This window comes from Pseudomonas sp. NPDC090208, from assembly GCF_044746785.1.
Classification (GTDB): Bacteria; Pseudomonadota; Gammaproteobacteria; order Pseudomonadales; family Pseudomonadaceae; genus Aquipseudomonas.
Genome location: NZ_JBIVCU010000006.1, coordinates 208,518 through 221,305 on the forward strand (window position 1 = coordinate 208,518; position 12,788 = coordinate 221,305).

Sequence of the window (12,788 nt, forward strand, 5' to 3'; positions counted from 1 at the left end):
GCGGCCGATATACTGTGGTAAACAGGAAGAGGTACATGAGTAATTTCCAAGGTAAAGCATTAATTTGGATTCTTGCGCGCGTTGATGCTCGTGTTTATCTGGACGGGGTTCGGCAGATTCTTCAATAGCTGCTAGAATATACGTTGACTTAATTAATATGGTGAAATTAAATGTCAGCGTCGCATCTGCTTAAATTATTGGAGCCGCTTGCCGAAATTGAGCATGAGCGCTGGGCGCACTGGCAAAGATATCTTCATTCTAAGTGTTCGCGAAATGACGACGGCTCCCTGACAATTCCTAGCGAACTTGTAGTGAGATGGGAGCGGCAGATAAAAACACCTTACCATAATCTTACTGAGTCGGAAAAGGAGAGCGATAGGGAACAAGTGATGGGGTATTTGGAATTTATTATCAATAATATTGGTTTGGATTGATGCTTTCTTAGCGGGATTTGACTTGGAGAGGTTTATGAAAAACGCTCTCCAAGGATTAGGTTGTAGCGATAGGTCTTATATTCTTTTCATCTCTGCTAGTTTTCTGTAGTGTGCTCCTAGTCCGGTAAGCTTGCATCCCGTCGAATTTATTGCGGCATAAAACATATGGTCCGCATCTACTGGAACCACAAGGCCGTAGCGATTGCACTGTTGGAGTTCTTTGAATATTTTTACGTTCTCTTCGTTTACAGGTATATGTTTGAACTCGTCTGGAATATTTTCTCTATCAGGCTCAAAGGATGGGTCTAATGCAAAAATATCAGTTTTGCTTGGGAAGTATTTTACAAGTCTCCGTAATACTTCTTTTGGTACCTTTGGATCTACTTTTCTTAAAGTGACAAAATGCTGTACGTTCGCTTTGTACATGGGGCGTTGCTCCCATGGTCCGAGCGTTTGATCAACATGGGAGTAAATTGCGGCTGGGGTGATGTTTCCAAGAATGTCTGAGCATCCACCTCTAAGGCCGTCAAGTAATATGTCAGTGAAGATCCCTCGGCCATCTTCCTCCATCGCGCCACCTTCACGATGGCTAGCAGTTAAGATAGTTACTCCAGTACCAATTACTGATGCGTTTCCGTCCACTCCCGCCACTTCTCCTGCGTAACCCGAATGACAACAATCGAGAATTATCACGCAGGACTTAATCTTAGGGTGGGATTTATTTGCCAGTGCGAGTATTTCTGACAGTGAGGTGCCCCATGCGCCACGTCGCCCATCACTACTTACAATGTACCCGGCGTTGGTTTCAGGAACAATTATTCCGTGCCCGGCGAAATATAAGAGCGCTGTATCAGCCTCTCCACTAAAAAGCTCAGCGATGGAGTTTATCAGTAGCTCGCTTGTGACTTGTTGTTCGTTGCTGACTAGTTTGATGACGGAAAAGTTTGGGTCGCCACTCCCGTCGTTTTCTAATAGTTCAGCAATCGCAACTGCGTCATTGACACAGCCCTTTAATGGTGCGGTTGGGTAATCATCTATACCGATGACTAAGGCTTTTTTCATTATCGGCCCCCGCCGATCAGCGACTTAAGGTTGGGCCAGGTCCACTTATACAACTTGTCGCTGGATAGCGCAGCTTTAGGTTTTATGCATGTTTTATCAGAGTAGCCGTTTAGAAGGAAATATGGTATCCCTTCTTCCTGGGCGATTTTAACTTCGGCGCTTACTCCGACCGCCGTGTCAGTGTTGTTGCCACAAATTACGCATACGACATCAACGGCTTTAATCCTTGTTCTCGCTTTGGCCTTCCAGTTGTCATCAATATGCTCTTTGATAGACCAATCTGCTAAATCGAATGGGCTATCGTCAAGTTTTGCCTGTCCCACCAAAAAGGTCTTCAAGGTTACATCGTTATCATAATCGAAAGAAATGAATACGCGTTTTTTTATTGCAGTAACTCCATGTGTTTGCATTTGATAGCTGTGGCTGCGTCATCTGTTTTGGGTTTTAAGCTAGTTGAGTTTTTGCTTTGTTGTCCTTATGTTGTTGTTAGACTTTGGCGCTTTATTATTCTCAATGTCGCAAAAATTTGTGCGTCGATTTTTTTTGTGCAAAATTTCCTTTTTTTAGAGATCGGGTACATCCTAACTGTTGTGCTGATTTAGTCATGGATGTAGCACCGATCTAATTGTTTGCTTAGCCTTTTTTGGGTGGTGGAGGTGGCGGCGGCTCGCGACGTGGTAATGGAACATCACCTCTAACATTGCGCATCGGTGGTGGCGGTGGCGGTGGCGGCTTTTGGTCGGACATCACAATTCTCCTTGTTGTGAGTTGCTGAGTACACTGGGACGAAAGCGATAATAGAGGCTATTACAGAGTAAATGACGTATTTCGAAAATTGGTCAAGTTGAGTGCTGCGGCTATCATTGTTTTTCGCGTTTCTTGTTGCGCCCATGATGTAATAGTCCATCATGATTTGCATAAATTGGCCGTTGGCTTTTGAAATGTCTCCATCGAAATACGTAATCAAGATTTTTCGGTGGCCTTCAAGGTCTTCGGCGGTTGGGATGACTAAGTCATCTTTTCGGACTCGCCAAGCTTTAGAAAAATGAGCCGCCGCAACTAACAGATAGACGCCAGCCATCAGGTATGTGATCCAGAAGAAAACCCCTTCTGTGCTATCTACGCCCGGAGCTTTCGAGAGTAGATATGAAAGGTAACTCAACAGCGCTACTATCATAGCCAAGGGCAAGTTTAGGCGTGCCAGCAACTTTTCTTTTCGCTCGGCTTCTGCAAGATAAATTTTTTCGTAGAGTTTGTACTCTTCGTCGTCAGACTTCATTTTCTTACAACTATCATTTAGGCAAAGCTTGATAGTAGTATCAAAACGCCATGCATTGCTAGGGGTTTTTACGGGTCGGACCCATTTTTGCGGGTTGTGCATGGCGGAGTTACCGCCGCTGCTTTTTCAGCTGATAGGTCTGTAAGCACTGAGCCTAGATCGGCTTTCGATCACTCCAGGCAATCTAGTGGGCATCAGCTGAGGTCAAAACTCTTAGAGGCTTTTTTCTCAAGCAGCGTTTGTGCGAGAGCTCGGTAACGTCAGCGACGCTGCAGCGAGAATGTAGGCGCTCGGCTGCCCGTTTTCAAAGGAGAGGAGTACGCCGAAGCTCCTGTTATCAATCGGATAACGCGGGGGTAGTTTTAGGGATATAAGCAAAAATTGAAATCTTAAATAGTTATAAAAATCATATAGTTATGATAAGAGTCGACTCCTGTCTCCGCAACCTATCCCAGCTTCGATAACGCATTCGATTCTTTCCAATAAACGGACTGATCAGAACTGTAGATACCTTCAATCCAGCAACGCAGTGTGTCAGTGATGCATAGTTGCCCGGTTTTACGCCGACTCCGTCGCCGGTCGCAGGACAAGCCAGCTCCTACAGGTGTGCGCAGCGTGCCAAACGGAAAGGCAGCCAGCCTCAGCTAAATTTCCCCACCCCCTCCTCGTTCCTACTCAACAGACGACCCGCGCTGCCTCTGCATCGCGCCGGTCACCCGGATTTTTCGTCCCCGCTGTTGAGGGGCTTTCCAGAGGACACTGGACATGACACAGGCAATCGCATCGGCTGTCGTTCACGATCTGATCGGCGTGGGTTTCGGCCCTTCCAACCTGGCTTTGGCCATCGCTTTGCGTGAGCACGCGCAGCGTCAGGGCGAGATGAATGTGTTGTTCCTCGACAAGCAGGCGGACTATCGCTGGCATGGCAATACGCTGGTGACGCAGAGCGAGTTGCAGATTTCCTTTCTCAAGGATCTGGTGACGCTGCGCAATCCGACCAGCCCGTATTCGTTCGTCAATTACCTGAAAACCCACGGTCGTCTGGTGGATTTCATCAACCTCGGCACCTTTTATCCGTGCCGCATGGAATTCAACGATTATCTGCGCTGGGTGGCCGGGCATTTTCAGGAGCAGAGCCGCTACGGCGAGGAAGTGCTGACCATTGAGCCGGTGTTGCACAAGCAGCAGGTCGAGGCGTTGCGGGTGATTTCCCGGGATGGGCAGGGCGCGCAGCATGTGCGCACCACGCGGTCGGTGGTGGTCAGCGCTGGCGGTACGCCGCGGATTCCCGAGCCATTCAAGCATCTGAAAAACGACAGCCGGGTGTTTCATCACTCGCGTTATCTGGAGCGCATGGCGGCGCAGCCGGGGCAGTCGCTGCGGGTGGCGATCATTGGCAGCGGGCAGAGTGCGGCCGAGGCGTTCATCGATCTCAACGACAGCTTCCCGGCGGTGCAGGTGGACTGGATTCTGCGCGGTTCGGCGCTGAAGCCGGCGGATGACAGTCCGTTCGTCAACGAGGTGTTTTCGCCGGAGTTCACCGACCTGATTTATCAGCAGAACGCCGCCGAGCGCGAGCGGCTTATCAACGAGTATCAGAGCACCAACTATTCGGTGGTGGATCTGGACCTGATCGAGCGCATCTACGGCATCTTCTATCGGCAGAAGGTGTCGGGCATTCCGCGCCATGCCTTCCGCAGCCTGACTACAGTGGAACGTGCGGTCAGCCACCCGGACAGCATCGAACTGGCGTTGCGCAGCACGGCGACCGGCGAGTTGGCGGCGCATCATTACGATGTGGTGATCCTCGCCACCGGTTACGAGCGCCAAATGCACCGTCAGTTGCTGGCGCCGCTGGCGGAGTACCTGGGCGATTACACCGTCAACCGCGATTACCGTCTGGCGACGGACGAGCGCTGCAAGGCGGGGATCTACATGCAGGGTTTCTGTCAGGCCAGCCATGGTCTGAGCGACACGCTGTTGTCGATTCTGCCGATTCGGGCGGACGAGATTGCCGCTTCGTTGTATGCCCATGACCAGCACCATGCGCCGGCGCGTAGTGTGCTGGATTTGTTGTTGGCCACTGCCAGTTGAGTTGTCGGTCTCGACTCTGGCCGTAGGCCGTGGGAGCCCGCTTGCTGGCTCCTACAGGGCCACGCGCCGCCTTTATTTCTTATTGATCAGGAGCCCGCGTGATCATCGCCCGCCCATTTCCGCGTTTCTGTTTGAGCGCTTTGTTTCTCGGCCTGAGCCTTGCCGCCCAGGCGCGTACCGAGGGCGATGACGCCAGCGCCGATATCCGCCGCACCACTTTCGGCGTGCCGCACATCCTTGCCAGCGACGAACGTGGCCTCGGCTACGGCATCGGTTATGCCTACGCGCAGGACAACCTGTGCCTGCTGGCCAATGAGGTGATCACGGTCAACGGGGAGCGCTCGAAGTACTTCGGCCCGGAACAGACCACCGTCGAGCAGCGCGACAACCTCACCAGCGACCTGTTTTTCAACTGGCTGAACACGCCGCAGGCGGTGGCGGCGTTCTGGCAGGCGCAGACGCCTGAGGTGCGCAAGTTGGTGGAGGGTTATGTCGCCGGTTACAACCGCCAGTTGAGCGAGCGCAAGGCATTGCCCGAAGCCTGCGCTGGCGATTGGGTAAGGCCGCTGACCGCGCTGGATCTGGTCAAGCTGACCCGCCGTCTGCTGGCCGAAGGTGGCCTGGGGCAATTTGCCGAAGCGCTGGCGGGTGCCCGTCCGCCGCAGGATGCCGCGCAGGTGCAGGCGTCGAATGCCTTTCAGTTGGCCGACGTCCGTCAGCAGCGTTTCGCGCTGGACCGTGGCAGCAACGGGGTTGCCATCGGCCACGAACGCTCGTTCAACGGGCGTGGCATGTTGCTGGGCAACCCGCATTTCCCGTGGGTTGGCGGCATGCGTTTCTATCAGATGCACCTGACCATTCCCGGCAAGCTCGATGTGATGGGCGCGGCGCTGCCCGGCCTGCCGATGATCAATATCGGTTTCAGCCAGCACCTGGCCTGGACCCACACCGTCGACACGTCGAAGCATTTCACCCTGTTCCGCCTGCAACTCGACCCGAAAGACCCGACCCGTTATCTGCTCGACGGCAAGTCGTTGGCGATGGACAAGCGCGACGTGACCGTTCAGGTCAAACAACCGGATGGCAGCAGCAAGGCGCAGACTCACACGGTGTACAGCTCGAAGTTCGGGCCCATCGTGCAGTGGCCGGGCAAGCTCGACTGGAACCGCGACGTGGCGTTCAGCCTGCGCGATGCCAACCAGGACAACGACCGCGTGTTGCAGCAGTGGTATGAAATGAACCGCGCCGACAGCCTCAAGGCGTTTCAGGCCTCGGTACACAAGGTCCACGGCATTCCGTGGGTCAACACGCTGGCGGTGGATGACAAGGGCCAGACCCTGTACATGAACCTGTCGGTGGTGCCGTATGTCGACGCCACAAAGCTCAAGCAATGCAGCGACCCGCGCGCCGGCCTTGAGCTGATCGTGCTCGACGGTTCGCGCAGCGGTTGCAACTGGAACGTGGCGGCGGGCAGCGTGCAGAAGGGCATCTTTCCGGCGGACAAGCAGCCGCAATTGCTGCGCGGCGACTATGTGCAGAACTCCAACGATTCGGCGTGGATGGTCAACCCGACGGCGCCTCTGACCGGATTTTCGCCGGTGATCAGCCGCGAAGGTCTGCCGCTGGGGCCGCGTGCACGCTTTGCCCTGGATCGTCTGGCGCAATTGCACAAGGCCGGGCCGTTGCAGGCTCAGGATCTGCAACAGATGGTGATGGACGATCAGGTCTATCTGGCCGGTCAGGTGTTGCCGGATCTGTTGCAGTACTGCGCCGGTCTCGCGGGCACCGACGCCGAGACGCTGAAATCGCTGTGTGTCAGCCTCAAGGCCTGGGACGGCAAGGCCAATCTGCAGAGCGGCATTGGCTTCGTGCATTTCCAGCACATCATGCAGGCGTTGCTGGAAAGCGACGATGTCTGGCGGGTGAAATTCGACCCGGCCGATCCGCAACACACACCGAGCGGCTTGAACGTTCAGCAGCCGCAAGTCGCAGAGGCATTGCACAAGGCGATGCTGGCGTCGGTCGATGAGGTGCAGAAGGCCGGGCTCAAGGCCGACAGCGTCTGGGGTGATATTCAGCAGGTCAGCAGTGGCGGCGAAGCGATTCCGATCCACGGCGGGCCGTCGGATCTGGGCGTGTACAACGCCATGCAAAGCGTGCCGGGGGAGGGTGGCAAGCGCGAGGTGGTCAGCGGCACCAGCTATGTGCAGGTGGTGACTTTCGACGACAAGGGACCGCATGCCCAGGGGCTGCTGGCGTTCTCGCTGTCCAGCGATCCGAGCTCGCCCCATGCGCGGGACCAGACCGAGGCGTTTTCAAAGAAACAATGGAGTGTGCTGCCGTTCACCGAACAGCAGATCAGGGAAGATGCCCATTACACCCTTCAGGTGATTCGTGAGCGGGATCAGGAAGCGGCGCAATTGTAGGAGCTGGCTTGTCCTGCGAGCGGCTGCGAAGCAGTCGTAAATTCGGCCAATGAGGTGTGTCAGGCAGAACGCGTTGGTAGGGTTTACTGCCGGTTCCCGGCAGGTCGCAGGGCAAGCCAGCTCCTACAGAGGACTGTGTGAGCCTTACGTCCTTGGCGCCGAACTCAACACCGGATCGCCATCCTTGTTTTCGCTCAGGTAAACCGGCAGCACTTTTGGCAGGGATTTGACCAGGCCCTGCACGTCGTGGGTGTTGTAGACACCGCCGATACGGATCTGGCCGGTGGCGCTGTCGGCCAGTTGCACCGGGTGATCCAGGTAGCGGTTGATCAGTGGCAACGCGTCGTTGAGCGACAGGTTGTCCAGCACCAGTTTGCCGTTGCGCCAGGCCAGGGTCGGGTCGTTGGCGTAGGTCTGGTTGATTTGCGGTTCGTAATCCCCGCCCTTGTAGCGCGCCTGCATGCCCGGGTCGAGGCGATAGCCTTCGCCGGAGCGATTGCTCGACACCAGAACCGAGCCCTGCAACAGGGTCACGCGCACCTGGTCCTGATAATTCCACACGTTGAAGCGGGTGCCGGTCACGCGCACCTGGCCTTCGCCGGCGCGGACCACGAACGGATGCTCGACCGAGTGCGTCACTTCGAAATACGCCTCGCCCTTGCTCAACGTGACCCGGCGCTGGTCCTTGTAGTTGGCGTAGGTCAGGCGGGTGCCGAGGTTCAGCTCGACACGGCTGCCGTCGGCGAGGGCGACGATGCGCGTCTGGTCGGTGGCTTCGAAACTCTGCCAGGCGTTGGGCACATAACCCAGGTTCCAGCCGATCAGCCCGGCCACCGGCAACGCCAGCAGGGTCACGGCCGCCGCGATGCCGTACTGGCGCCACGACGTGCGCCGCACCGGCAGCGGCACCACGTTCAGGGGTTCAAGGTTCGAGGCTTCGGGGCTCGGGGTTTTGATGCTGGCTGTTTCGATGTTCGGCGTTTCACCGACAGTGCGCGGCAGATGGTCGGCGGTGTCCCAGATTTCCTGCATCGCCTCGTATTCAAACGCATGCACGGGACTTGTTTCGAGCCAGCGCTGGAACTCTTCGCGCTCGGCATCGGTGCAATCTTCCTCATGCAGCCGCATGCACCATTGCGCGGCGGCCTCGGTGATGGCATCGAATTCGGCTTCAGAGAGTTTGGGTGTGTTCATCGACTATTCCTGGACCGCAGCATTCTACTCTCGGCGATGAGCATGGAAAACAGCCATCATGGCAATTGAGTATCAGTCTCAACTATTTTTCCGAAAGGACTGTGAAAAACCTGTCGTTTTCCTGAAGAAACAGACGAATGCGCGTGGGATTTCTTCAACATCGGCAGATTTTCCACAGGCCGCATGGCGCCTGATTCCTGTCGGAGTACGCTGATGCCGCGGCCATGGCGCCCAGCCATCATTTCGCAACAGCCGCAGTGACAAAATGTCGCAATTGCCTTCAGACGAGTAAGATAGGCCCCCTGATTTTTTCATCTCCCCATTTTTTCGGACGGATCCTGTGTTGCGTGTCGTGAAAGATCCGACCCCGCAGGTACCGTTTCGGTCACGTATCGATAGAGCAAACAGAGAAAAAGGCGATCACTGAAAATGACCAAGACCTCGCGACCTTTGTATATTTCCTACGCTGGCCCTTCATTGCTGGAGATGCCGCTGCTCAACAAGGGCAGTGCGTTCACGCCCCAGGAACGTGTGGATTTCAACCTGATCGGCCTGCTGCCGCAGAACGTTGAAACCATCGAAGAGCAGGTGACCCGCGTTTACAACCAGTACCAGCAGTGCGCGAGCGACCTCGACAAGCACATCTACCTGCGTTCGATCCAGGACAACAACGAAACGTTGTTCTTCCGTCTGCTGGACTCGCACCTGGAAGAAATGCTGCCGATCATCTACACCCCGACCGTCGGCCAGGCGTGTCAGGAATTCTCCAAGATCTACCGCACCCACCGCGGCCTGTTCATTTCCTACCCTGACCGCGACCGCATCGACGACATCCTGCGCAGCGCCACCAAGGACCGCATCAAGATCATCGTGGTCACCGACAGCGAGCGCATCCTCGGCCTGGGCGACCAGGGCATCGGCGGCATGGGCATCCCGATCGGCAAGCTGTCGCTGTACACCGCCTGTGGCGGCATCAGCCCGGCCTACACCCTGCCGATCGTGCTGGACGTCGGCACCAACAACCAGGAACTGCTCGACGACCCGATGTACATGGGCTGGCGCCACAACCGCGTGACCGGCAAGGAATACGAAGAGTTCGTCGCGCTGTTCATCGAAGCCGTTCAGCGCCGCTGGCCGGACGTGCTGCTGCAGTTCGAAGACTTCGCCCAGACCAACGCCATGCCGTTGCTGGAGAAGTACCGCGACGAGCTGTGCTGCTTCAACGACGACATCCAGGGCACCGCGTCGGTCGCCGTGGGCACGCTGCTCGCGGCCTGCAAGGCCAAGAACGAGCCGCTGAGCCAGCAGCGCGTGGTGTTCCTCGGTGCCGGTTCCGCCGGTTGCGGTATCGCCGAGCACATCATCGCCGCGATGGTCATCGAAGGCCTGAGCGAAGCCGAAGCGCGCAAGCGGGTGATGATGGTCGACCGTTTCGGCCTGCTCACCGACAGCATGGACAACCTGCTGGACTTCCAGAAGAACCTGGCACAGAAGTCTGCCGACGTGGCTGGCTGGTCGAGCGGCGCGGGCTATCCGGAGCTGCTGGACGTGGTCACCCATGGCAAGCCGACCGTGCTGATCGGCGTGTCCGGCCAGCGTGGCCTGTTCACCGAGCAGATCATCCGTGAGATGCACAAGCACTGCGCGAAGCCGCTGGTAATGCCGCTGTCCAACCCGACCTCCAAGGTCGAAGTGACGCCACAGGAAGTCCTGACCTGGACCAACGGCGAAGCGCTGGTCGCTACCGGCAGCCCGTTTGCTCCGGCAGTTGTGGGTGATCGCACGTTCCCGATTGCACAGTGCAACAACTCCTACATCTTCCCGGGCATCGGTCTGGGTGTGATCGCGGCAAAAGCTACACGCATCACCGACAAGATGCTGATGGCCGCTTCCAACGCACTGGCTGAATGCTCGCCGTTGGTGACTGGCAAGGGCGACGCGATGCTGCCGCCGCTGAAGGAGATCCAGCAGGTCAGCAAGAAGATCGCCCTGGCCGTGGCCAAAGAGGCTCAGGCCGAAGGCGTTGCGCTGGAAACTACCGAGGAGATGCTGCTGGAAGCCATCGAGCGCCATTTCTGGATGCCGAACTACCGCAGCTATCGCCGTAGCGCAGTCTGACTGCGTCTCGCGGTCATTGTAGGAGCCGGCTTGCTGGCGAAGGCGTTGGATCAGACATCCTCAATGTGACCGTCCTGACCCGTTCGCCAGCAAGCCGGCTCCCACAGGATCTTGCTGTACTCGAAAGACCGCCCCTCACCGGGCGGTCTTTTGTTTTGTGGCAAAAAACTTCAGGATGAACCCTCGATAAGAACAACAAGACTGTCGAGGAACGCATGGAAAAGGACGCTGTGCTCTATGACTACGTGATCGTCGGCGCAGGCCCGGCAGGCTGTCTGCTGGCCAACCGGCTGTCATACAATCCCGCCCATCGCGTGCTGCTGCTCGAAGCCGGCGGCCAGGACAATTACCCCTGGATTCACGTGCCGGTGGGGTATCTCTATTGCATCGGCAACCCGCGCACCGACTGGTGCTTCAAGACCGAAGCCGAACCCGGCCTCAACGGTCGTGCGCTGAACTATCCGCGCGGCAAGGTGCTGGGCGGCTGCTCGTCGATCAACGGCATGATCTACATGCGCGGCCAGTCCGCTGACTACGACGGCTGGGCGGCGCAGGGTAACAAGGGCTGGGCCTGGCAGGACGTGCTGCCGATTTTCAAGCGTTCGGAAAGCCACTACGCCGGCGACTCCGGCCTGCATGGCGCCGCAGGCGAATGGCGGGTCGAGCAACAGCGGCTGTCGTGGGCCTTGCTGGATGCCTTTCGCGAAGCGGCGGCACAGACCGGCATTGCCTCGATTACGGATTTCAACGGCGGCGACAACGAAGGCTGCAGTTACTTTCAGGTCAATCAACGTCGCGGCGTGCGCTGGAATGCCTCCAAGGCGTTTCTGCGTCCGGTGTTGAAGCGGCCGAATCTGACCGTGTTGACCGGTGCCGAGGTGTCGCGGCTTGAGCTGGAGAACGGTCGTGCCAGCGCCGTGCTGGCGCGAGTCGCAGGGCTGGAGCAGGCCTTCAAGGCGCGACGGGAAATCATCCTCTGCAGTGGCGCGATTGGCTCGCCGATGATTCTGCAGCGTTCCGGCATTGGCCCGCGTGCGTTGCTGGAAAAGCTCGGCATCGGCGTTCGCCACGAGCTGCCCGGTGTCGGCGAAAACCTGCAGGACCACCTGCAATTGCGCCTGATCTACAAGGTCAGCAACGGCCACACCCTCAACCAGATGGCCAGCAGCCTGTGGGGCAAGATGAACATGGGTCTGCAATACGCGCTCAACCGCAGCGGGCCGCTGGCGATGGCGCCGAGCCAGTTGGGCGCGTTTGCCCGGTCCGGGCCTGAGCAGAGCCGCGCCAATCTGGAATACCACGTGCAACCGCTGTCGCTGGAGCGTTTTGGCGAGCCGTTGCACAGCTTCCCGGCGTTTACCGCGTCGGTCTGCGACCTGCGCCCGCAGAGTCGGGGCCGGGTGGAAATCCGCTCGGCGCTGGCCGACAGCGCACCGTTGATCCAGCCCCACTATCTGAGCCACGACAGCGACCTGAAAGTCGCCGCCGACGCCATCCGCCTGACCCGGCGCATTGCCGCTGCGCCGGCGCTGGCTGCGTTCGAGCCGGTGGAATACCTGCCCGGTGCCCACCTGAACAGCGAAGCCGAGCTGCGTCAGGCTGCCGGCAGCATCGGCACCACCATTTTCCACCCGGTCGGCACCTGCAAGATGGGCCAAAGCCGCGACGCCGTGGTCGACGAACGCCTGCGCGTCCACGGCATCCCCGGCCTGCGGGTGGTCGACGCCTCGATCATGCCGACCATCACCTCCGGCAACACCTGCTCGCCGACAGTGATGATCGCCGAGAAGGCGGCGCAGATGATCATTGAGGATGCTGCGCAGGCAGCGGGTGTTTTCAGCAGCGTGATGGCCGAGCAGGTTGTGTAGACATTGTGCTAGCGACATCAGTGACATGCCGGACGACAGGCCTCTGTGGGAGGGAGCCCTGCTCGCGAAGGCAATTGTTCAGCCGACGTGCGTTGACCGAACCGACGCTTTCGCGAGCAGGGCTCCCTCCCACGGGGCATGTTGTGTCTGATGATGCTCAGGATCCACCAATCCCCGTAGCAGTCCGGCTTGCCGGCGGTGGCGTTCTTGAAGGCGCTAACGCTGGCAAGCCGAACTGCCAGGGCCGGTGCCACCCCCTGTGGGAGCGTGGCTTGCCCGCGAATACGTCCGTTCAGACGCTGCAAGGTCGCCT

9 protein-coding genes are annotated in these 12,788 nt (G+C 57.7%); 5 read left to right on the forward strand and 4 right to left on the reverse strand.

Annotated features, from left to right (window positions below; translation table 11 throughout):
• Nucleotides 1–170: 170 nt before the first annotated feature.
• A complete protein-coding gene (locus tag ACIPL0_RS12890; protein ID WP_400597025.1) occupies nt 171–434 on the forward strand; it encodes a hypothetical protein in 264 nt (87 codons plus the stop codon).
• A 75-nt stretch (nt 435–509) separates the two neighbouring features.
• On the opposite strand, the gene ACIPL0_RS12895 is transcribed toward ACIPL0_RS12890, so the two are convergent.
• The 3 genes from ACIPL0_RS12895 to ACIPL0_RS12905 form a co-directional block, all read right to left on the reverse strand.
• Entirely contained in the window at nt 510–1,496 is a 987-nt protein-coding gene (locus ACIPL0_RS12895; protein ID WP_400597026.1) for a caspase domain-containing protein, read from the reverse strand.
• Nucleotides 1,496–1,906, reverse strand: coding sequence for a TIR domain-containing protein (locus tag ACIPL0_RS12900; RefSeq protein ID WP_400731539.1), 411 nt, complete (start codon nt 1,904–1,906; stop codon nt 1,496–1,498). Before ACIPL0_RS12900 ends, ACIPL0_RS12895 begins: the two co-directional genes overlap by 1 nt.
• 284 nt (nt 1,907–2,190) lie before the next feature.
• Nucleotides 2,191–2,877 carry a hypothetical protein gene (locus ACIPL0_RS12905; RefSeq protein ID WP_400597027.1) on the reverse strand — a complete coding sequence of 229 codons (687 nt, stop codon included), beginning with the start codon at nt 2,875–2,877 and terminating at the stop codon, nt 2,191–2,193.
• Nucleotides 2,878–3,540: 663 nt separating this feature from the next.
• Here ACIPL0_RS12905 and ACIPL0_RS12910 point away from each other — a divergent pair.
• The gene (locus ACIPL0_RS12910; RefSeq protein ID WP_400597028.1) at nt 3,541–4,869 is read left to right on the forward strand and encodes a lysine N(6)-hydroxylase/L-ornithine N(5)-oxygenase family protein; all 1,329 of its coding nucleotides are present in this window, start codon (nt 3,541–3,543) and stop codon (nt 4,867–4,869) included.
• Between the two features lie 98 nt (nt 4,870–4,967).
• The gene (locus ACIPL0_RS12915) at nt 4,968–7,295 is read left to right on the forward strand and encodes an acylase (protein ID WP_400597029.1); all 2,328 of its coding nucleotides are present in this window, start codon (nt 4,968–4,970) and stop codon (nt 7,293–7,295) included.
• A gap of 144 nt (nt 7,296–7,439) precedes the next feature.
• Here the strand turns inward: ACIPL0_RS12915 and ACIPL0_RS12920 are convergent, their stop codons facing one another.
• Entirely contained in the window at nt 7,440–8,489 is a 1,050-nt protein-coding gene (locus ACIPL0_RS12920) for a FecR family protein (protein ID WP_400597030.1), read from the reverse strand.
• 429 nt (nt 8,490–8,918) lie between these two features.
• On the opposite strand from ACIPL0_RS12920, the gene ACIPL0_RS12925 reads away from it, so the two are divergent.
• Together ACIPL0_RS12925 and ACIPL0_RS12930 are read left to right on the forward strand one after the other, a co-directional pair.
• A complete protein-coding gene (locus ACIPL0_RS12925; RefSeq protein ID WP_400597031.1) occupies nt 8,919–10,607 on the forward strand; it encodes an NAD-dependent malic enzyme in 1,689 nt (562 codons plus the stop codon).
• A gap of 215 nt (nt 10,608–10,822) precedes the next feature.
• Entirely contained in the window at nt 10,823–12,475 is a 1,653-nt protein-coding gene (locus ACIPL0_RS12930; protein ID WP_400731540.1) for a GMC family oxidoreductase, read from the forward strand.
• Nucleotides 12,476–12,788: the final 313 nt, after the last annotated feature.